The organism is Clostridium sp. CTA-6 (assembly GCF_054768115.1).
In genome coordinates, this window is record NZ_BAAAAU010000016.1 from 1 (window position 1) to 20,736 (window position 20,736).

Annotated in this window: 38 protein-coding genes; all 38 read right to left on the reverse strand. The window is 24.7% G+C overall.

Going from position 1 to position 20,736, the window contains the following annotated elements; genetic code table 11:
* Positions 1-52: 52 nt before the first annotated feature.
* The 38 genes from ACYUDJ_RS19955 to ACYUDJ_RS20140 all read right to left on the reverse strand — a co-directional run bounded on the left by ACYUDJ_RS19955 (position 53) and on the right by ACYUDJ_RS20140 (position 20,704).
* Entirely contained in the window at positions 53-220 is a 168-nt protein-coding gene (locus ACYUDJ_RS19955; RefSeq protein WP_460289935.1) for a hypothetical protein, read from the reverse strand.
* 44 nt (positions 221-264) lie between these two features.
* Positions 265-507 carry a hypothetical protein gene (locus ACYUDJ_RS19960; RefSeq protein WP_460289936.1) on the reverse strand — a complete coding sequence of 81 codons (243 nt, stop codon included), beginning with the start codon at positions 505-507 and terminating at the stop codon, positions 265-267.
* A gap of 272 nt (positions 508-779) precedes the next feature.
* Positions 780-2,993: a DNA gyrase subunit A gene (locus tag ACYUDJ_RS19965; RefSeq protein WP_460289937.1), complete on the reverse strand. Its 2,214-nt coding sequence runs from the start codon at positions 2,991-2,993 to the stop codon at positions 780-782.
* Positions 2,994-3,007: 14 nt separating this feature from the next.
* Positions 3,008-4,942, reverse strand: a complete 1,935-nt coding sequence (locus tag ACYUDJ_RS19970; protein ID WP_460289938.1) for a toprim domain-containing protein — start codon at positions 4,940-4,942, stop codon at positions 3,008-3,010.
* Positions 4,943-5,168: 226 nt separating this feature from the next.
* Positions 5,169-6,131, reverse strand: coding sequence for a DHH family phosphoesterase (locus tag ACYUDJ_RS19975; protein ID WP_460289939.1), 963 nt, complete (start codon positions 6,129-6,131; stop codon positions 5,169-5,171).
* Between the two features lie 38 nt (positions 6,132-6,169).
* The gene (locus ACYUDJ_RS19980) at positions 6,170-6,625 is read right to left on the reverse strand and encodes a hypothetical protein (RefSeq protein ID WP_460289940.1); all 456 of its coding nucleotides are present in this window, start codon (positions 6,623-6,625) and stop codon (positions 6,170-6,172) included.
* Positions 6,626-6,831: 206 nt separating this feature from the next.
* Positions 6,832-7,305 carry a hypothetical protein gene (locus tag ACYUDJ_RS19985; protein WP_460289941.1) on the reverse strand — a complete coding sequence of 158 codons (474 nt, stop codon included), beginning with the start codon at positions 7,303-7,305 and terminating at the stop codon, positions 6,832-6,834.
* A gap of 182 nt (positions 7,306-7,487) precedes the next feature.
* A complete protein-coding gene (locus tag ACYUDJ_RS19990) occupies positions 7,488-7,652 on the reverse strand; it encodes a hypothetical protein (protein WP_460289942.1) in 165 nt (54 codons plus the stop codon).
* Positions 7,652-8,131, reverse strand: coding sequence for a hypothetical protein (locus ACYUDJ_RS19995; protein WP_460289943.1), 480 nt, complete (start codon positions 8,129-8,131; stop codon positions 7,652-7,654). The genes ACYUDJ_RS19990 and ACYUDJ_RS19995 overlap by 1 nt, the downstream gene beginning before the upstream one ends.
* On the reverse strand, positions 8,124-8,330 hold the full coding sequence (locus ACYUDJ_RS20000; RefSeq protein WP_460289944.1) for a hypothetical protein: 207 nt from the start codon (positions 8,328-8,330) through the stop codon (positions 8,124-8,126). Before ACYUDJ_RS20000 ends, ACYUDJ_RS19995 begins: the two co-directional genes overlap by 8 nt.
* Before the next feature lie 10 nt (positions 8,331-8,340).
* Complete coding sequence (locus ACYUDJ_RS20005; protein WP_460289945.1) at positions 8,341-8,616, reverse strand: hypothetical protein; 276 nt, start codon at positions 8,614-8,616, stop codon at positions 8,341-8,343.
* Positions 8,600-9,100, reverse strand: a complete 501-nt coding sequence (locus tag ACYUDJ_RS20010; protein ID WP_460289946.1) for a hypothetical protein — start codon at positions 9,098-9,100, stop codon at positions 8,600-8,602. The genes ACYUDJ_RS20005 and ACYUDJ_RS20010 overlap by 17 nt, the downstream gene beginning before the upstream one ends.
* Positions 9,097-9,501, reverse strand: a complete 405-nt coding sequence (locus tag ACYUDJ_RS20015) for a hypothetical protein (RefSeq protein ID WP_460289947.1) — start codon at positions 9,499-9,501, stop codon at positions 9,097-9,099. Before ACYUDJ_RS20015 ends, ACYUDJ_RS20010 begins: the two co-directional genes overlap by 4 nt.
* Positions 9,482-9,748: a hypothetical protein gene (locus ACYUDJ_RS20020; RefSeq protein ID WP_460289948.1), complete on the reverse strand. Its 267-nt coding sequence runs from the start codon at positions 9,746-9,748 to the stop codon at positions 9,482-9,484. Before ACYUDJ_RS20020 ends, ACYUDJ_RS20015 begins: the two co-directional genes overlap by 20 nt.
* A 66-nt stretch (positions 9,749-9,814) precedes the next feature.
* Positions 9,815-10,564, reverse strand: a complete 750-nt coding sequence (locus tag ACYUDJ_RS20025; RefSeq protein ID WP_460289949.1) for a helix-turn-helix transcriptional regulator — start codon at positions 10,562-10,564, stop codon at positions 9,815-9,817.
* A 111-nt stretch (positions 10,565-10,675) separates the two neighbouring features.
* Complete coding sequence (locus ACYUDJ_RS20030) at positions 10,676-10,825, reverse strand: hypothetical protein (protein ID WP_460289950.1); 150 nt, start codon at positions 10,823-10,825, stop codon at positions 10,676-10,678.
* 31 nt (positions 10,826-10,856) lie between these two features.
* Positions 10,857-11,096 (reverse strand): hypothetical protein, encoded by a 240-nt coding sequence (locus tag ACYUDJ_RS20035; protein ID WP_460289951.1) that lies wholly within the window; start codon positions 11,094-11,096, stop codon positions 10,857-10,859.
* Between the two features lie 29 nt (positions 11,097-11,125).
* Positions 11,126-11,365, reverse strand: coding sequence for a hypothetical protein (locus ACYUDJ_RS20040; protein ID WP_460289952.1), 240 nt, complete (start codon positions 11,363-11,365; stop codon positions 11,126-11,128).
* 36 nt (positions 11,366-11,401) lie between these two features.
* Complete coding sequence (locus ACYUDJ_RS20045; protein ID WP_460289953.1) at positions 11,402-11,689, reverse strand: hypothetical protein; 288 nt, start codon at positions 11,687-11,689, stop codon at positions 11,402-11,404.
* A gap of 56 nt (positions 11,690-11,745) precedes the next feature.
* Positions 11,746-11,922: a sporulation protein Cse60 gene (locus ACYUDJ_RS20050; RefSeq protein WP_460289954.1), complete on the reverse strand. Its 177-nt coding sequence runs from the start codon at positions 11,920-11,922 to the stop codon at positions 11,746-11,748.
* A gap of 65 nt (positions 11,923-11,987) precedes the next feature.
* The gene (locus ACYUDJ_RS20055) at positions 11,988-12,146 is read right to left on the reverse strand and encodes a hypothetical protein (RefSeq protein WP_460289955.1); all 159 of its coding nucleotides are present in this window, start codon (positions 12,144-12,146) and stop codon (positions 11,988-11,990) included.
* A 13-nt stretch (positions 12,147-12,159) separates the two neighbouring features.
* Positions 12,160-12,651, reverse strand: coding sequence for a hypothetical protein (locus tag ACYUDJ_RS20060; RefSeq protein WP_460289956.1), 492 nt, complete (start codon positions 12,649-12,651; stop codon positions 12,160-12,162).
* Complete coding sequence (locus tag ACYUDJ_RS20065; protein ID WP_460289957.1) at positions 12,648-13,208, reverse strand: RNA 2'-phosphotransferase; 561 nt, start codon at positions 13,206-13,208, stop codon at positions 12,648-12,650. The genes ACYUDJ_RS20060 and ACYUDJ_RS20065 overlap by 4 nt, the downstream gene beginning before the upstream one ends.
* Positions 13,209-13,213: 5 nt before the next feature.
* Positions 13,214-13,591: a YopX family protein gene (locus tag ACYUDJ_RS20070; protein WP_460289958.1), complete on the reverse strand. Its 378-nt coding sequence runs from the start codon at positions 13,589-13,591 to the stop codon at positions 13,214-13,216.
* 68 nt (positions 13,592-13,659) lie between these two features.
* On the reverse strand, positions 13,660-14,226 hold the full coding sequence (locus tag ACYUDJ_RS20075) for a hypothetical protein (protein ID WP_460289959.1): 567 nt from the start codon (positions 14,224-14,226) through the stop codon (positions 13,660-13,662).
* A gap of 167 nt (positions 14,227-14,393) precedes the next feature.
* Positions 14,394-14,609: a hypothetical protein gene (locus tag ACYUDJ_RS20080; protein ID WP_460289960.1), complete on the reverse strand. Its 216-nt coding sequence runs from the start codon at positions 14,607-14,609 to the stop codon at positions 14,394-14,396.
* 133 nt (positions 14,610-14,742) lie between these two features.
* The gene (locus ACYUDJ_RS20085; protein ID WP_460289961.1) at positions 14,743-15,339 is read right to left on the reverse strand and encodes a thymidine kinase; all 597 of its coding nucleotides are present in this window, start codon (positions 15,337-15,339) and stop codon (positions 14,743-14,745) included.
* Between the two features lie 5 nt (positions 15,340-15,344).
* Complete coding sequence (locus ACYUDJ_RS20090) at positions 15,345-15,809, reverse strand: hypothetical protein (protein WP_460289962.1); 465 nt, start codon at positions 15,807-15,809, stop codon at positions 15,345-15,347.
* A 1-nt stretch (position 15,810) separates the two neighbouring features.
* Positions 15,811-16,464: a 5' nucleotidase, NT5C type gene (locus ACYUDJ_RS20095; RefSeq protein WP_460289963.1), complete on the reverse strand. Its 654-nt coding sequence runs from the start codon at positions 16,462-16,464 to the stop codon at positions 15,811-15,813.
* Position 16,465: 1 nt separating this feature from the next.
* The gene (locus ACYUDJ_RS20100) at positions 16,466-17,005 is read right to left on the reverse strand and encodes a nucleoside 2-deoxyribosyltransferase (protein ID WP_460289964.1); all 540 of its coding nucleotides are present in this window, start codon (positions 17,003-17,005) and stop codon (positions 16,466-16,468) included.
* Positions 17,006-17,075: 70 nt separating this feature from the next.
* Entirely contained in the window at positions 17,076-18,335 is a 1,260-nt protein-coding gene (gene iscB, locus ACYUDJ_RS20105; RefSeq protein WP_460289965.1) for an RNA-guided endonuclease IscB, read from the reverse strand.
* A gap of 192 nt (positions 18,336-18,527) precedes the next feature.
* A complete protein-coding gene (locus tag ACYUDJ_RS20110) occupies positions 18,528-19,049 on the reverse strand; it encodes a hypothetical protein (protein WP_460289966.1) in 522 nt (173 codons plus the stop codon).
* 46 nt (positions 19,050-19,095) lie between these two features.
* Positions 19,096-19,656, reverse strand: a complete 561-nt coding sequence (locus ACYUDJ_RS20115; protein ID WP_460289967.1) for a hypothetical protein — start codon at positions 19,654-19,656, stop codon at positions 19,096-19,098.
* Between the two features lie 50 nt (positions 19,657-19,706).
* Positions 19,707-19,871: a hypothetical protein gene (locus ACYUDJ_RS20120; protein WP_460289968.1), complete on the reverse strand. Its 165-nt coding sequence runs from the start codon at positions 19,869-19,871 to the stop codon at positions 19,707-19,709.
* The gene (locus tag ACYUDJ_RS20125) at positions 19,852-20,067 is read right to left on the reverse strand and encodes a hypothetical protein (RefSeq protein WP_460289969.1); all 216 of its coding nucleotides are present in this window, start codon (positions 20,065-20,067) and stop codon (positions 19,852-19,854) included. Before ACYUDJ_RS20125 ends, ACYUDJ_RS20120 begins: the two co-directional genes overlap by 20 nt.
* 4 nt (positions 20,068-20,071) lie before the next feature.
* Positions 20,072-20,278, reverse strand: coding sequence for a hypothetical protein (locus ACYUDJ_RS20130; protein WP_460289970.1), 207 nt, complete (start codon positions 20,276-20,278; stop codon positions 20,072-20,074).
* A gap of 11 nt (positions 20,279-20,289) precedes the next feature.
* Positions 20,290-20,469, reverse strand: a complete 180-nt coding sequence (locus tag ACYUDJ_RS20135; protein WP_460289971.1) for a hypothetical protein — start codon at positions 20,467-20,469, stop codon at positions 20,290-20,292.
* A 13-nt stretch (positions 20,470-20,482) separates the two neighbouring features.
* Positions 20,483-20,704 (reverse strand): hypothetical protein, encoded by a 222-nt coding sequence (locus ACYUDJ_RS20140; protein ID WP_460289972.1) that lies wholly within the window; start codon positions 20,702-20,704, stop codon positions 20,483-20,485.
* Positions 20,705-20,736: the final 32 nt, after the last annotated feature.

A 20,736-nucleotide genomic window follows, 5' to 3' on the forward strand; every position in this document is an offset into this window, starting at 1 on the left:
TTCTATACCCTTCATCATTCATAATTAAACACTCCCATTTTTGCAATATGACTTAATTCAATATTGCTTCTAATTCTTCTTTTAATATTCCCTTTAGCTCGTCAGCTTCTTGTATCATATTTTCAAGTAAAGTTATCTTCTGTAATATAGCTCTTTCTTTGTAATATAACTCGCATGAATCTTCCTTTAATTCATTTATTATTTGCTCTATAATGTTCATATATAATCAAACCTCATTCTTTCATAATATAATCATATTCTGTACTATTCCATTTCTGAATGTTCACATGCTAGGTATTCATCTTTCTCAGGAATATTAAACTGAATACGATTATCTAGATTTGATTGATAATTCCAAACACTGCACCCTTTTTCATCTTTTCCTATCGGTTGATAATTTTTATCTAATATAATACTATCATTGCAATTTTCATATTTATCTATATAATATCCTTCTTCCCATTCTGATTTTTCTTCTCTTTTAAATTTTATCGTTTCTATATACATAATTCATATCCTCTCTTTATAATTTATTTGAATTTTCAATCATTTATTTTTTATTGTCCAATTTAAAAATTTTATAATTCTAAGTTCCTGTGCCACTGTCAATATAAAGTTTTCCCAAGCTTTTTGCAATTCTGTTTTTTCTTTCATAATATCACCTGCACAATATGCTTTTTATTATTTTCATTTAGAATATATATTTATTATACAAGCTAAATTAAATATTGGCTATAATTATATATTACCAAATTGTTTTATATTAGTCAAGTAACTAATTATTCTCTTATTTCCATATTAACTATTTTATCTTTTTTCTGTCTGGTATTGTATATGAAGTTTCCTTGATTTCCTCTTTTCATAGTTAAATAATCTTTCCATGATTTTTCTGTATTATTAGCTACATCATCAAGCATATAATCTATCTCCTTGCCTTTTTCAGTATATATAGTAAAGTTATCTTCTTTGCAGTCAATAATCGCACCTATGACTTTATTATCGTCTTTTATTTTTATTCCTACTACACCTTTTGTATCTCTTGATTTAGTTGGTCTTATTTTAGACTTAGCTGTATTAATTATTAATGCTTTTCCTTCTTGTGTTAATAGGAATATATCAATATCTTCTGTAACTACTTTAATATCTATTAATTTACTTTCTGTATTATAAGCATCCATAGGTACTTGTCTATTTGTTTTGCATTTATATTTTTTTAAGTCTGTTGAGCCAATGTTTCCATTTTGAAATACTGTTAATACTTGTCCTTTATAATCTTTTGTAGTTGCAATATGTATAATTTTTTCATCTTCTTGCAAATGCGCTCCTAACCAATTAGGAATAAATGTGCCATATGCTGATGGTTGGCATTCTTCTAAATCATAAGTTTTACGTAATAATACATTCCCCCTATTAGTAAATAAAAGAATATCTGTTTTATTTGTAGTTTGGAACATTTGTATGATATCATCATTGTCTTTTAATTTTTGTGATTCTGAATATTTAAGATTTTTCTTTAAATAGCCATCTTTGGTAAAAACTAAAGTTACTGTATTATCTTCTATAAGGTCTTCAGTAGTTATATTAATTAAACTATCTTCTATTATTCGTGTTCTTCTTGGTTGAGCAAACTGTTTTTTAACATCTTCTAGGTCTTTAATTATGACATTATTAATTTCATCGTTATTATTAAGGATATTTTGTAAGTGGTGTAGCTTGTCTTCTTTTTGAGAAATATCTTTTAGCTGTTTTATAATATAATTTTTATTTATGTTTATTAATTTTATATTTAATATATAATCTGATTGAATTGTATCTATATTAAACTCTTTCTGTAATTCTTTATTGGCATCCTCAGAAAATCTAATGATATTAATAGCTTTATCTATATCAAGTAATATACTTTTTAATCCTTTTAAAATATGTAATTCCTTTATTAATGTTTCTGTTTCATAATTAATTCCATTAATTACACATTGATGTCTAAATTTACACCATTCTTTTATAGTATCTTGTACACCTATAACCTTAGGTGTTTTATCAACTAAAACATTCATATTTGCATTAAATTTATTTTCTAATTGAGTTAATAAAAAAAGCTTATTTATTAATTTTTTCATATTCGTATTTTTTTTACAATCTATTTCAATACATAAACCATTAATACCAGTTAAATTTAATACATTATTAATTTCTTTTAACTTACCTTCTTTACACAAGTTAATTATTTTATCGATTATAGATTCCACTGTAACTTTTGTATCGTATGGTATTTCAGTTATTAATATTGTATTATCTTTGATTTCATACTTTGCCCTTAATGTAATATCTCCACATCCTGTTTTATTTATTTTTTGTATTTTTGTATCATTTTTTAATACATATCCTCCTGTAGCAAAGTCAGGATATAATATAGGAATAGGTTTATTTTTTAAATAAGATATGGTGGCATCGCATACTTCTTGTAAGTTGAAAGATGGTGAATTATTAGCCATACCAACTGCCATTCCATTACTAGCCATACATAAAATTAATGGAAAACGTGTAGGTATAAACTTAGGCATTTTCTGTGTTCCGTCATAATTATTAATCATTTCAACCATATTTTTATTTATTCCTTGCATACAATCTTTTCCTAGTTTACTTAATTTACATTCTGTATATCTACTAGCTGCAAACTGCATATCACTAGAACAAAAACTACCCCAATTTCCTTGTCCTTCTATTAGATTATAAATATGTCTATCATTTTGCACCATGTTTACTATAGTTTCATAACAATCTCCATGAGGAGAATATACCATTACCTTACCACTAACATTGGCTGATTTAGTAAAGTTAAAAGTTTTATTTTCATACATACTCCATAATATCTTCATATGTATAGGTTTCATACCACTATACAAATCTGGTAATGCCCTATTTTTAATTACATATTGTGCAAAATCCATTGAGTTGTCTTCTATTATTGTTGATATATCTTTATTAACTATCATTTAAATCACCTCTCTTAATCATTATCAGTAATATATTTATATAAATTATTTACAATAAATTCTTTTCTTTTTTCTACATCAGTATCCATCCATATATCAAATTGTTTTACCATTTCTTCTATATTCAATACATTAACCTTTATAGCTTTTCTTGTTTCAGGATTTAAGACGGTATTATACATATCTATTTTATCCATTTCTCCTAAGCCTTTTAAATAATTTACTCTTATTTTGCCTTTTAAAGAAGATGTTATTTTATCTTTTTCTTCATCATTAAAAGCATAGTGCTTTTTTTCATTATTAGTTATAACATATATTGGTGGTTGAGAAATGAAAATTCTTCCTTCGGTTAATAATTGGGGCATTAATTTGTATATCATTGTTAATAATAACACTTGAATAGATTTTCCATCTTTATCTGCATCAGTATCAATAAAAATTGAGTGAAATTTTAACTTATCAATATCAAAGTTATTTAAATCTTTGTTGAATTTTGATTTTAATTCTATTCCACAATTAAGAATTTTACATAAAGATATTACTATAGTGTTATCAAATATACTTTTTTCACTTGCTTTTAAACAATTTAATATCTTGCCCCTTATTGGGTAACAAGCTTGAAAATCAGGATTCCTACTTAATAAAGCCGAACCCAAAGCACTTCTTCCTTCAGTAATATGCAATTCACTTTTTTCATTATGATATTTACAATCTACCAATCCATCTACCTTATTAAATCCGTCACTTTTTTCACTTAGTTTTTTAAGTATATTTTGTCTAGTCTTATTTGCCTTATTTCTTGCTCTACTATTGATTAATACCTGCATACATATTTTTTCTGTTTGTATAGGATTTTCAATAAAAAACACTTCTAAATATTCTTCTATAACTTCTTTGATAGCTTTTTTATAATGTTTGCAAGATGTTTTTTGTTTAATTTGATTGTCATATTCTACATACAAACTATTTACATTACATATATAATTTAATCCTGTTGAGACATCTTCTATAGTAATATGTTTTTCTTTTTTTATGTATTTGTTATTTTTATCTAACCATTTATCAATGCTATTTTTTAAACCATTAAAAATACCTTCTTGTATAGTTCCATGTAATAATAAATCAGCAGTGTTTAAGAAATCTTTTTGAAAGTCATCTTCACTATCATTTGAATAATTAAATATAAAATCTATATCTATTTTGTCAGTCTCATTTTTATTTGTTTTACATTCAATGTTTTTTAGTATTTTAAGATTATCACTTATGATTGATTTTTTATTTGTCATTTCGTTAAAATATTCTTCTATACCATCCTTGTAAAAAAATTCCTTAGTTTGAATAGTTTGTTTATCTTCTATTATTATTTTTACTTTAAACAATGAAGCTTGTGCTTGTGCTATATTACATATTTGATTAAAAGTAAAGTGAGGATTATTCCATACTTCACTATCTAATGAAAATATCATTTTAGAGTAAGTTTCTTTAGATTCTCCTATGATATTTAAATCCTTAACTCTATTCCCTTTATGGTAAGCTATATTGTATATCTTTTCATTAGGTCTAGCTATAGAATATTCTATATCCTCACAAGTCATGCTTAGTGTATATAAAAATATTCCATTTTGACCAACTGTAGAAGTTTGATTATTAAAATTACTACCACAAAATGCCCTTTCAAATATTGCTTCATAATTAGGGCTTCCATCGGAAGCAATTTCTTCTATTGGAATTCCACTAGCATTATCAATAAATTCAAGCTTATTGGATTCATGTAATATTATTTTTATAGTGTTGTTATTTCTTTCCTTGAAATTCTTTTTAAATATATCAATTGAATTACCCAATAATTCTTTAATCATATTCTCATGATTTTCAGCCGAACCATGAAATACATTAATTCTTTTTCTTGCTTTGTCTTTGTCGCTTAATACTACTATTTCTTCTGACATTAATTATTCCTCCTTCTGTTTCCTTTATTAAATTGTTTTAAATTATAAAATATAGGAATAAGAACAAATTACAATTTAAATTATATCCTCATTCCTATATTTTGTCAAGTTTTTATTAAATTATTTTATATTTGATTTAAAATGCCGATTTTATATCATTTCTATCCTTGAAAAGTGTAGAAAATAAGAGTATGCGTGAGTATTCAAGAGATAAAAATATGATCTATTAAAATTTTAGATTAAATAACTCATTTATTAGATTGCTCCTTGTTTCATCGCTTATTGGACTTCCAGAAGCATTAGGATGTCCTCCACCTCCAAACATTTCAGCTACATCTTTTCCTAAATTTACTTTGTTACCTATGTTTCTATAGCTAATTGATTTACTCATATTTATAATAACTATAAAATCTAATTCAGGATGTATTTCAGATAATCTATTACCAACCTCTGAATGATATTGTTCTCCAAATATAATACCTGCTTTATATCCCAATATATCTTTAATTATTAATTCCTTATCTTTAGATTCTATATAATTATCAATTTCTCTTTGTTTATATTTTAATAATTGTAAATCAAAATCGCTAAATCCGAAAATATCATAGTGAGTCAATCTATATAATATACTTTCTATAAAATCTTCTCTACCCATTATATAAAATAAATCATTCCATTGCTTAGGAACTAAATCATTTTCTACTTTCCATTGCCAAACATCATATCTTCTAGCTATTTCAACGAAATCGTATAAATTAACACATTTCTCGTATGTTGTTTCGTATGATTCTAAGCCTCTGTTTTCTTTTAAATAATCATAAAACATTCTTGTTCCTGAAGTTTTTTCTTTATTATTTAAATTTATTTGAACTTTTGCCCAATCATACTTATTTAATTCTAATGCTGTTGGATGATGGTCAAGTAATTGAATACTAGGATTACAAGTTTCATCTGTATAATATTTCTCTATTATTGTAGCCACTTTTTCATTTACAGATATATCTGTTATAAATATTTCATCATATTCATTCTTTTCTTCTCCTATATAAAACTCTTTAACCCTTTCATTAATATCATCATAGTTACAATATTCTATATCTATGTTTTCCTTTCCATAAGCTAATAATCCTAATATTGCACATCCTATCCCATCCATATCTGTATGAGTAAATAATTTAACTTTTTTCATATAATCAATCCTTCCTTTAACTAAATTTAATATTTCTCCTATATTCTACTTTCTACAATTCTAAAAGGTATATGATTACCTTCTTTTTCATAGATATCTAATTGTATTGTGTTAATCTTAGTTCCTTCTATGAAGTCCCAATCCTTATGTGCTTTACAATATTCCTCTGCTTTATTTTTAATTGTTACAGGAAATATTTCTATAACTTTATTCTTTGTTTTATAAATATAATATATATGCTCTGCATTTTGTAGTAAAATTATTTCATCTTCTTCAAACATATAATCTCCATCTAAGTTATAAGAATTTACATCATTATTTCCTTTCGATAATCTAGTTATAACATGTTGTCCTATAGAGTTATTATTAAATTGGGATATGTCCATAAATGCTTGTGGATATATTTGCTTTTTTCTTAGTTTCTTTTTCAATGTATTAAAATTAATTTCTACATTGTCTCCTATATTAAACTTTGGTTTTGTTGATTTTATCATGTGTTGTCCTCCTTTTGTAATTTAAAACGTTTTTTATTTTTATGTATATATTTTAATTATATAAGCATTATAATTAATGTAAGAAGGCACTAATACCCAATCCTTTTTATATTTTTAAACTCAGACAAAAGTAATAAACTTAGCCTTCTTACTTTTACTACTATATTATTATATAAAACAAGTCTTTTATTATATGTATTATTAAATTATTTCTTATTATCTTCTTTAACTTTTAGTTTAATCTTATATATTTCTCCATTCTTTTTCTTATATAAAATTTTATAACCCTTTACTTTATCACCTTTATTAAGTGCATTATATAATGTTATATTATCTATGGTTTCTTCATTTTCTCCATCTGTTACGATTATATTGTTTTGTTCAGCATGATATATACAAGAAGTAGATTTGCCATTAAAAACAACTTGAGTATATGCATTTTTATGTTCTTTGTTTTCTATTTTTAAAATAGTAGGCATTATATCTTTTGTTGCTTTTGAATCTTGATTATAATCATAAAACTTACCTAAAGGTAGCCCAATTCCTATTAATATAGCTATTAATCCAATTGAGATAGAGAATATACTTCTATCTTTAAACCCTTCTACAAGTATGGTCGTACCCATAAGTATTATTAACAAGAAGCATCCTAGTAACATTAAGCTAAATATGATATTCATTTATTTTCCTCCTTTGTTAAATTATTACCTTTTATTTTTACTGATTTTATTTAACATAAAACATAATATAAAACAAGTTATTGCAATTAATCCACTAATTAATAATGAATTTTGACAATCATGCAAAATATAATATTCCACATTGCCACCTCCCTATGTTTGGATAAAATTAACTTTTTATATTATTTATTAATAACATTTAATTCTAAGATATCTTCTAAAACACATACTTCTTGTCTAAGAGTTTTGTAAAATAAAATATTTTCAATATCTCCTTTTTCCAGACTATCTGCTTGTTTTCTTAGTATATTTATTAATCGTTTTTCTATTTGTTCTTGTTTTTTCACTATTTATTCTCCCCTTCTATAAATTTATTTCGTTTCAAGTAATTCATAAATGCATAAATGGAATATATCTTTAGTTCAATTAAAGTATTATAAGTTCCTTTATAAAGCTCACAATCTTCTGTAATGGTAATATAATTATGAGTTGGAGAATTTGACATTCCTTTATACCAAGTTTGACGTAATTTATATATTTTCTTATCATATTCTGGAATGGTATAAGCTCCGTATAAGGATATATACTCATCGTGTATCTTTGTATATCTTTTTCTATCGCTATTTATTATTTTTTCAATAAATTCTATTTCAGTAGATTCACATTCTATTTTGTTACAGATGTCAATTGAACATATACTATAGCTGCATGTATTTAGAATTAATTTTATAAAATTCGATACATATTGAAATCCAAGATTATTTAATTTGTTAATATTATCTTCTGTAATATATTTTTCCAAGAGATTTCGCTGTTTATCAGTCATTATATCTTTGTTCCTCCCCTTTTATAAAATCTTGTCCTCCACATTGTTTACATGGGAAAATATAATTATGCTTGATATGGGGTTTACTACTTTTATGTATAATTTTAGCATTGTATTTTAAACATTTATGATCTATGCTTCTATCTATCTGATTTTCTTCAGTTATATTTATAAACTGGCATTCATTACAATTAATCATGTTATATCACCTATTCATAAAATTTATTTTTCTTCCACGATTTATTATTATAAGGTCTATTACTAGAGGTGTTAGGAGGCTTGTTTTCAGCTAATTTCCTAGCTGAATTTTCTAATTCACTTAACTTGTCTTTGTTGAAACTATTTAATAAAGTAACAATCTTGTCCATATCTATATCAAGTTTTCTAAATTGAATTTTCTTTTCTTCCGTTAATTTTAATCCAGCTAAATCAAATTCATCTAATAATTCCGATTTTACTTTTGAATTATTATCTATATTCCTCATTATACATCTCCCTCATAGTCTTACCTCCACCTTTTATAACAGGTAACCCTTGTTTATTTGTAGATATTATATTTTGTTTTTGATTATCAGCTTCTTCTTGTGCTATTTTACAAGCTACTTGCCATAAAGCCTGTAATAGATTTTTCCCTAGTTTATCAAAGAAATAGTATTTTCCAGTACAAATAAAATTATTATCTAATTCATGTGACCAAATTCTATAACTACCGTAATGAAAACTTATTTCTAATTTGCCTTTAGTTTTTTCTTCTATAAATTGAATCAATTGATATAATTGAAATATTGGAATTATTCCACCTTGAACATTGTTCATATTTTCATTTTGTTTAAATATCATTAAGCAAGTTTTATAACTATTATAAGTATATAAAAATCCTTCTGATAAATTATCATTCCACCAATTTATTAAGACCTTTTGTATCTCATTAGGTTGTTTCAAAAATTCTTCAGCACTTATATAATTCACACTATCCCACCTTTAACATTATTTATCATAATTAATTCTTTAGCATCTTCGATATTATTATCAGTCAATGCTAAATAGACGTTAAATACATCTTGACTTATGGGCAATGATTGCAACGTTTTTATATAATTTTCTTGATATTCACTTGCAGATTTTAAAGCTGCATTATAATCTTCTCCTTGTAAAAGTAATGATTTTAAATACATTAAACTTGATTTGTTAAATTGTTTTAAATTTAATCGTTCCTTTGTATTAGATATCAATTCAATTTCTGTAATTAAGCTGTCGATTTTAATGATTCCTTTAATTTCTCTATCAAACTGCTTACTATTACTTAAAAATTTAGTTATTTCTTCTTTGGTATTGTCAGAAAATATATTTTTAATCATATATACCTCCATCTGGTACGTAATCTATTAATGCTGTTATTCCGCATCTTTGAGATTTAATCCTATCAGGGTATTTGCTCCAATCAATAGGTCTTAATGTTATTTGGCATCCTATTTCTGATTTAAATTCTAATTCAGAAATAGCATTAGATATTTCATTCATTATATTTTTTATCACTTGCTTTTCTATATGATTCTTATTATTGTTCATATCACAATCTATAACTGAACATAATTTTATTCTTTTAGTAGGCAACATTATTACGGCTCTCCTTTTTCTTTAAATTGTTTTGATATAAAATCTAAAATTTATCATATCTGATTACTAAGTTATTGTCTTTTTTATTTTATTCTCAACAACTTTATCTAATAATACTTTACCTTTACTTGTACAATTACCCTCCTTGTCTATAGCATCCATTTTATTCAAGGCTTGTATTATAACTTTTAAAGCATCTGTATGATTAAACATTACTTGAAAGTCATTTGCTAAATCTGTATAAGTAATATCTTCTATTGAAAGTTTCTCTTTGTTAATTTTTTTATTCTTTTTCTTATTTAAAATTGGGTTTTTCTGTTCCATTTCCTTATTAAAATCACACGTAGAATATACTTTTTTTAATTTTATTATTGAAACATTTATAAGCAATTTTTTAGCGAATTCAGAAAATATAATGTCTTTTTTATCTTCTGTTCTTTTTATTTCATTCATATCTATTAATACGGTATATAAAATATCCATTACTTCATCTGCCCTATACATTCCTCTGAGAAAAGCAATCTTTCTCTCTTGGTCATTTGTCATAGGAGGGATACTCTCCTTCTCAATACATTTTTCTAAATTTTTATTATAATTTTCTTTAGTTTGTTCAAAATATTCTTTGTCCACCCAATCATCAACTTTAGTATTAGTTGCTTTAGCTATTTTTCTTATAGTTATTAGTTTTGCTTTCATTTTATTTGACTCATAATTTATAATACTTGTTTCTGGTATATGAGATATTTTAGCAAGTTCTCTTGTAGAATAGGCTAATGTTTTCCTTTGCTCTTTTATTTTATTAGCTTTATTGTTCATTTTTTCCTCCTTAGCATTTTCCTTTTTTATTCTATATATGTAATTGTTAGTCATATTGTACCATAAAGATATATTTTATAAAATAAAAAGCTGGAAACCATTCCTCCAATTTTAAATCAATCTAATTTTTCTTAATATTTTTCCTAAGAATGTTAGGTTTTCTTCAAAAGCTATTTTACAATACAAACATTCCCATTCTTTAGTTCCATCTTTGTCTCCTATTTCTATCATATCTTGTTTGCATAGTGGGCATTTTAACATAGGCTTATTTTCTCCTTATAATATATTTGAATTATTCTTTAATCTTTTTATTTTTACCGTATATAGTTATATGAAAACTAATTAATATTAACCAAATATTGAACTCCCATTTTGTTGTTTTAAATGCTATATCTTTATATAAGCTATTACTTGCAAGATATTGATTTTCTTTATTTGCTGTTATTCCTAAAATGTATTGATTAAATTTTTTATAACCTACCATTATACTAAATTTAATGTATTTACCTAAATTTATTTCCTTCTCCTCCATTTGTTTCCCTCCTCACAATAATTATGCACTTAGTTTAACTTAACTACGCAATCAATATATCTACCTAAATCTCTATTTATTAATGATTCAATATCTACAAAAGTTTCTTGAAGATAATTAGTATCTGGCTTTCCTACTAATTGTCTATTATCTATTCTTACTATTTCTAAAAAGAACATCTTTCCTCTTGTATATTTTAAAATAATTTTATCCCCTTTATTTAGTTTTAAAAAGTCTTCTTTGATTTTTAATTCTTTAATATTTATCATTTATTTTCCCTCTCTTAACATAGTTAAATTATGAATTTATATATTAGGGATAACTTTATCTCTAATATCATCGTAACTTTTAAATTGTTTAATTGAATCTATTAAAAATTCCTTACCATAAAATTCTTGAAGAGCTAGAAGTAGCATATCTAAACCTATGTATCTTATTATGTCATTACCAAAATCTATAGTTAATATTTTATTTCGTTCATATTCTTTTTCTTGTGGAGTTGATTCTGTTAATGCAAATGATGTGTTGTTATAAAAATTATTAATAATAAATTGATCTTTCGATGTTCTTTTTATTAAATCTTCTATTCTCATAAATTTTCCTCCTTTATAATAATTCCATTACTGGGTCTACTCTTTGAAATACGTAATTAAACTTTATAAATTACAGCATAACAATCAAAGTATTCACTATCATAACTTTTGCTTTCTGTAAAAGTTGCTACACTATATTTTATATCTAAAATATTTTCTTCTTTTTTATCTTTTAACCACTTATTCAGTTCTTCAGTTGCATTGTGTCCTTCAAATTTTTGAACTTGTATCACTTAAATTCCCTCCCTTTTTATTTCATTTTATAATCACATTGCTATAAATCATTTATTTTATTAAATTATTTTATTTTACCAGATTCCATTGAAACAAAGCTAGGAATAAACATAGCCCATAGAGGAGTAGCACTCCTAGTCACAAAGATTGCTGTTGATACAGCTATACTTGTTGCTAACCACATCATTCCATAAGCAATATATACCCATTTATAATCTTTCATTATGTATACCTCCTTAAAAATATCCTATATTATTTATGACATTGCATTTTCTTGGATGAGTAAATTTCCACCAATTTGACTTATCACATCTAAGACTTCCTATACTATAAATATATATTATTTCCTTATAATTAGTTAATAAATTTTTATCACCTTTATATAAACGATTAGATGCTTTTAATATTTTAGGTGGAAACAAATTTTCATAATACTTTTGTTCTATATCTAATTGTGGATATATAAAATCCTCTTTCTGATTGTATCCTGCTTTACAGATAAAAACAGTTAAGTCTAATCCTTCCCAAATATTAGCACTCTTTTTAACTAATGATTCTAGTCCGAATAATTCTAATTCATTAATTTCTTTATCTGATACAAATACTAAAATATTTTCGCCTTTCTGTGATATATTGCTTAATCTATTTCTTGTATTGTTAATCGTCCAGCCTTGATATTCAGTAATTATAATATTTATGTTTTGTTTGCTATTGTTTTTAGAATTCATTTTATCCCTCCTTTAATTAACTTTAAATATTTGCTAGGTACATAATCAGTTAACCATATTTTATTGTCAGATAAGTAAAAATTATAACCTTCTAAATGCATTTGTTCAGTATTTACTTCTAATATAGCTAATTTTCCATGCCTTTTACCTACTTTTGAAGCAGTTTCTATATTAGAAGATAAATGTACATATTGTCTTGATTGCTTCTTAATTCCTTCATGTAAAATCTTGTTTATAACTTTAGTAGAAGTACCATGATATAATACTTTAGGTGGTTTTATTGCTTTCAATTTTAAATCAATCTTTATTGAATGTCCTTGATTAGCTCTTATTTTTGTTTTATCTTCATTAAATGAATATCTTTGTTTATCATCTTCTCTAACTATTCTTTCTATGTCAGTTATATTTACTTTAAAGCCCTTGTTATTTAATCCTTTTAGAAAATCTGTTATATTACACCACCCATGTTTATCTAGTTCTAAATTTGCTTCTTGTGGCTTATGCCTTAATACTAAACTTATAAATTTACTTATTTTTAAATCCTGTTTATTTATCATTTTTTTTATACCTCCAATAATTTTGGATTGTCATGAATATTACCTACTTTTTTTCCCGAAAATTCACTAAAAGCATCATAAGGTATGTCAAGGCAAGATATATAAAAATCTTTTAAAGCCCACATATATCCATCATAAATTACTCTATAATTTTTATTCCATGTATTTATTATATCATCTTCGTAGATTTCTTCGTTATTATCATCTTTTAATCCTGTATATTGTCCTACCGTTTCAGGAATAACTTCATACATAAATGGTTCTTCTTCGTCTTCCTGTGCTTGAAGAATATAGTGTTTATCATCAAATTTATCATAGAAATAGTATCCATACACCCATTTGTAATTAAATGTATTTTTTCCTCTAAATTTATTTTCTTTCATTAATATGCCTCCCAAATACTCATTAAATTATTTTATATTATAAAAGAATGGTTTTATTAACTATGTAATTACTCCTCCTTTATATACCATTTTCCGTTTAATATCTGTTCTGGGCATATTGAATATTGCACATCCCCATCAAATTGATTATATTTATGATTTAACTTATAACTAACTTTCATATCTTCTTCACCATTATTGTATATACAATAAATTTCTTTACCATAGGCTTTCATGGCTTCCATAACTTCTACTTTTTTATCTTTTTTAACTAATTTAAATTTATCATCTAACCATATTTTATTTAAATTACATGTTAACCATTCATTTTTACGATTTAAAACTTGCAACACACCATTTCTAACTTTTACAGTTCGTTTACATTTATTTATAAATTCAGTTTCTTCTGGAAATTCCATAACCTCATGAATATTATATTTTATTTTATTTTCTTCCTTTTTAGTATCTCTAAATTTGTTATCATCTGTTAAAATAGCTTTCAAATAAAATTCTTTTTTCATATAATTAATGCTCCAATCTACTATTTTATATCCTAGTTTTTCATATTGTTCTTTTATTTCTTGCCATTCTCCATCATTATCGAAAGTCATTTCTACACATTGTTCTTTTAACATATTATCTTCTCTCCTTAAATTTAATATTTTTTTATTCATTGACTTATGTATTAGAGTATATTTATTCAAGTTTTTGACTTAACTTGAAAGCACATATAAAACACAATATTGTAAAACAGCATATAAATAAATTAATAATTAAATCTATCATTTGTTCACCACTTTCTTTATTTTGTTTTATTAAATTGTTTGTAAATGCATTTAAATATATCACATCCTAAACACATCAAAAGACATATTGTTGCTACAGAATTTAGTATTGGACACAATGCGACTATAATATCTTTTATTGATATTTTATGGTTTATATCGTGTTTCATATACAAGCCACACAATAAACTTCCTATTAAAGAAATTATGTAAATTGTTATTAAAGTATTCATATTTTTCCTCTCCTTTCATGATTCTATATTACCAAATTATTTTATATTGGTCAAGCTTTAAATAACATTTTTAAAAATTATTTTATATAAAGGTAGCTCCCTGAAAAACAAGGAGCTATTAATTAATGTCTATTTATTTAATTGTTCCTTGTTTCCAATTCTTCCTTGTTATTGGTTTATATTGAGCATCTCCTATCTCTATTTCATTTCCGTCTTTAACTATCTTATTATTAATAATTTTTGCATTTACATTTGGTATATTCCCTTCACTATCTCTAGTAACCATAAATCTAATACAATCATGGTCAGCTAACTCTATTAATCTTTTACTGCCTTCAAATAAGTATCCTTTGAAATTAGTTAATAAAGAATAACAATAACAGTCTATATTTAAGATGTCTACAATATCTGATATTTGGTTTATTTGTTCTTCTGAAAGGAAATTACATTCATCTATAATAATTGCCTTAATATTTCCTTCAGTATCTATGTATTCCATTATTTTTGTAAGAATATTATCATCAAGATTAATCCATTGTGCAGGAATTTTATTTCCATTTCTTGAAGATATGTAACATTCCTCTATACCTTCTCTAGTGTCTATTCGGCTCTTTAAAGCTAACACATTCATTTTATTTAGTTTATATGAATTATATTCTCTAATTAAGTCTTCCGATTTACCAACGCCCATACAAGCAAATATTACGTGCAATTTAGCTATAATAATCACTCTCCTTAATGTATTATATTTGTTAATATTAAAAATGAATAGATTAAATATATTGCATCATAATATATAGCAAAGCCTAGTTTACTATTGCATTTATTTATTTGTTCTTTTAAATAATCAATTTTCTTTTCTTTTGACATTTCGTTAAATTTAACATTTTCTTTTTTCTTTGAAAAACAATATATAAGTATACATATATTTATAACTGTAGGTATTATATAAATATCATAATTAAGCATTTTTATTAAAAAGATTAATTGTAATACTACTAAAACAACAGCCCACAATACAGTTATTAATAATTCTTCATTAATTAATTCTTTTTCATAATCAATCTCTATGTCATGCTCAATTTTATTTAGTATATTTGAATAATTTTGTTTGAGTGTTTTTGTAAAGTTTAAATCCTTTTTATTGAAAATTATTGTTAATACAAATATCAATAATATTATATTTATAAATATTAGCATATTAATCTTCTCCTTTATGTAATTTATTTTCATAATAAAATTTTAAATTGTGTAAATCTATCCCTTTATCTGTATTGTTATTTGTTAAATTGTTTTGTATTTGATGAATTAAATGATAAAATTCTTTATGGTTATTTACTCTTAGTCCTTTCCATTTATCATTCCAAGGTTGAGAAAAGGCTACAGATATGCCACCTTTTCTTTTCCATTCCATTAAGTTATTTATATTATCATCTAACAGTAGCCTATTAGGATTAGCTAATAATGATTTATCCCCAGTAAATATTAAATCTCTTTCAACATTTATAAAAGATAAATATTTTTCTGTCCATTTAACTTTTTCACTAACACAATAATTTGAGTTGTATTGAGGTAAAGTTATTATTTTAGTTTTAAATCCTTCTTCATATAATTTTGTGGAAACCTCTATTGCATCCTGTATTGGATTACCATTGTGAAAAATACCTTCTTGCAACAATAAACCTTCAAAATATGTTTTAGATGCTTTTTTAGCATCTGTCCACCAATAAGATTTATTATCACTGGGTTTCATATTATCATTAAAATCTTTGTTATATTTGTCTATTATAATATAAGAGCTTAAATCATATAAAACTTCGTCCATATCATAAAATATTTCTAACTGCTTAGACATTTTACTCCTCGCTTTCTAAATCATTTTTTATAAACTCGCTTATATCTTCAAAGTGTCTAAACATTTTACCATGACTATCTATGCCTCCTTTATTATATTGATTAATTCCAAAAGGCATATCAAACCCTTCATATCCTTTACTATCAAGTCTTATATCACTACAATGTGCTAATATAGTCTTATAAGGTACTTTATCCAATATCTCTTGTGGTGTCATACCTTCTTTTAACATGTCAAGAATAATATTTATACCACTGCATACTCCCATTTCATAACATAAACCATCATCTGTATTCATTTCAATATCTGCTGTTAAATATTTAGATTCTATGATTTGATTAGTATCTCCCCAAAATATATCTTTTGCAGTAGGTTTATTATTGGTTTTATCATTAAATGGTGCAGTAATAGGATTATAAATTTCTAAATTTGGATTATTGATTTGTAGTTGTTTTTCTTCATCTTTTCGTTTATCTATCTCTGCATCAGAAAACATTCCTCCTCCTATATAAAGTTTAATTGGATTCTTTGTTTTATTCATAAATAATCAAGTCCTTTCTATTCTAGGTTTAATTGTTTTTAATGATAGTCGGTCAGAAATCTGCCATTCTTTAGACTGTACAGATAAATGACCATTGCCAATTGTTGTTATGATATATGAGTTCTAAATTTTTATAACCTACTTGCTTATAACTTTTATTAGGTATTGTTATATAATTACCTTCTATATCTTTTACATAACACCCACCATTACAAAATCCACTTATCCATCCTGTTTTATTAAATATTTTTACTTTATCATTTAAATAAAATCCTTTTGAGTATTTAGTGTTTTTATTATTTCTTTTTTGTGTTATATTAGGACTTTTTCTACCTTTTCTAGGTATTGATTCATGTAAACTTCTTTTTTTCTTCCTAAATTGCTTTATCTTTAGCCATTCATTAAAATTTTCTTTTATTTCTTGTATCCCACTTATTGCTATTGCATCATTATAATGTGTTTTTTCTAAATTTAATTTATTTCTATTTACTTTTGTATAACTACCATAAGTAATATTACAATTTAATCTTTTAAATATTTGTTGTCTTAATATATTCATAAAAGTAGTTTCTTTATAATCTTTGCATTTTTTAAATTTGAAATTAGGTATTTTGCCTTGATGAAAATCTATATGACATTGATTATGAACTAATGAAAGATTATCTACTCTATTTGTTCCACCATCTTTTCTTTGTTTTATATGATGAATATGCCAACTATTACCATCATATTCTTTGCCACATATTTGACATTTATTATTTTCTCTAGCTATTAAATAAGCTTTTATATTTTCATATCCATATAAATTACCTTCTTGATATTGAATACCTTCTAATTCAGGACTTATTAATCTAGCAGTATCGAATTTCCCAACTTCAATAGTTAAACTACAATTAGGTAGCAATGATACAAATTTATTAATCCAATTTATTTGATTATTTACTCTTGATTGAATACTTGGTGGTAACCACCCTTTTTTCCTTTTTCTATTAAAAAATCTTGATTTTCTATATCTAGTTTTTCTGCTACGTCTAGTTCTTCTTAATATCTTTCTTGATTGTAAATTCTCTTTAATATCTTGTCTTAACTCAATTTCACCTTTTCCTAAAACTTTATTTTGACTTGTAATAGCAAATCCAATATTTTTAGCTCCACTATCTATTCCTAAATTACACTCTTGTGTTGTTTCACCAGTTGCATAGAGTAATTGAATAGTAAAAGGATTGTAAGAATATATTTTAGCTTTATTTTGTTTTAGTAATTTTCTTGCTTTTCTTTGAGAACAAGGCATTAAATTTTGTTTTCTTTGATTTTTAACGAATACTCTCAAGTTTCGTTCCTCCTTTCAGAGTTTGTTACCCTTAGACAATGTTCAAATAGCTTATAAGTTAGGTTGACCGTTCCTACCTCACAGAACTTTTACAGAGCCTACACAGTTGCATAGAACTAGGGTATTATTCTATGGTGTGATAACTAAATGAACGTAGTAAGCACTATCTTACTTAGTCTAGTCAACATAGACTTATATATTAATATACAAGTCTCCACGCTTTAGCGTGTTAGGTTGTTGACCTTCCATCACATGAAAAGATACACCTTTAGGTATTAAACTCTCTATTAAATTACTTTCTTCTTTATTATTAGAAAATGCTTTAATAGTTAGTATTTTATCTACATCAAAATTATATCCTTTAGTAGTAAAAACTTCTAGATTATTATTTCTTAATATATCTGCAATTTCTTGACTTTGTTGAGTGGATTGCGGTATCATCTCATAAATCCATGTTTTATCTTTATCAGTTCTTCTTATAATGAATTTAGGTAAATAAGAACCTATTAAAGCTCCTAAACATATAACAAATATACCTAAACTAGAATTATCTTTAGTTATTTTAACTAATAAAGTAAGATAAAAGAACTGACTAGCTGCCATACAACATGAAGATAAAAAATCCTTTTCTTTTATTAACAATAAAGTTTTTAAGGTGCTTATAGCACAGTCTAGTAGTTTTAACGTGAACAGTATTAGTAATTGTAATATCATATTTTCTCCTTTATTTTATTAAATTGTTTTATGTTATTGTTATGTACTAATGTGAATTTAATTCTTTTTCTAATTCTTTTATATCAAGTTCTAAATTTTCTTTCTCAGTTAATATATTTAGTAATTCATTTTGTTTCATTTTTAATTCCATTTCTTTAATTTCTTTTATTTCCTTTTCTACATCTTTTTCGATTTGTTCTAGTAAGTTTTTATCTGTATCTTCTTCTAATACTTCTCCCATTTCAATTATTTTTGTAATTTTCTTTGTGATTTTATATTCGTGCTTAAGAATGCATTCTTCATTTTCATAATAATCACCTATCATATTTTCTCTCCATATAAGTTTTATATCATATCTAGTATTGTCCTTTAAATATATAATGATATTTCCATCTGTGTATCCCATATCCTCATTTATGTATGTTATCTCAATTAATCCATTGATAAATATGTCTTTAAATATGTCATCATGCTTGTCTAAATTTGCTATAATTAAATTATAATAACTAAATAAATCATTGTTATTATTTAATTGCACCTCTTGATATATTACTTCAAATAAATCCTTTGCAAATTGATTTTTAACTTCTTGTAATTGATTTCCCACTAATAAATCCCTCCAAAATTAAATTTGTTTAAAACTAAAATTTTATTAAATTATTTATATATTGAACTTTTTTGTTCTATATATTTTAAAGCCTCTGTTTCTGTATTAAATGTTTTAGCTACTGGTAAACTTGATTTGTCTAAAAGTAACGTATGTCCAAATTCTTTTGTGTATATTTCTATATACCATTTTTCATTAATTAATTTTGGTCTCATTTTTACCTCCTTTTAACATATCAATTTTTTCACTTAATGCTTTTCTCCAACACAATACACAGTTTTCAACTGTTTTGCCTGTTTTATTTGTATTACAACTTATATTACAACCTAAAATTTCATTAGGACATTCTCCACTTATATAAAAAGTGAAATTAAATAACTTTTGCAATTCTTCTTTATTATTAATATTCATTTAACTAAAACACTCCACATACTCTTAATATTTTTCCCACTATAGCTATAGGAATTGAAAATTCGCCTGTGAATAACCCTAATAAAATACTACCCCATAAAGGTATTGATTTCCCAAACCATGATAATATTTCAATTATTGACCATGCTCCTATAGTTATGTTTATAATAAATAAAATTATAAATGCTGAACATCCTATTTTTATTTTCATATGTATTCCTCCTATTCTTCTATGTTAAATTTTGAATCGATACTAATATCGACTTTTTCTCCAATTTCATCTTCTAAAGTTTGTTTAATTCCTTGGTCAAACTCTTCTTTAGGATTATCTATTAAATTATCTTTGTTTTCAACATCACCTATTGCTGTTAGTTTAATTGTGGCTTCATATTTAGCTTTCATATGTATATCCCTCCTAATCATTTAATTGTTTTGTTTCTTCATTGATCTCATATAACATTGCTCCTAAATCGTCACAAAAAATATGTCCGTATTTATTCATATCTTGTAAAAGCGTTTCTTTTGAACATTTTCTTTTATGAATACAATACTCACAATCTCTACATAAATCCATAAATTTTTCTATTGTAGGGATATAAATTCCTGCTTGAAAATAGACGCTTACTAATTTTATCAAGATATTCACCTTCTTTCTATTTTTCTCTTTAT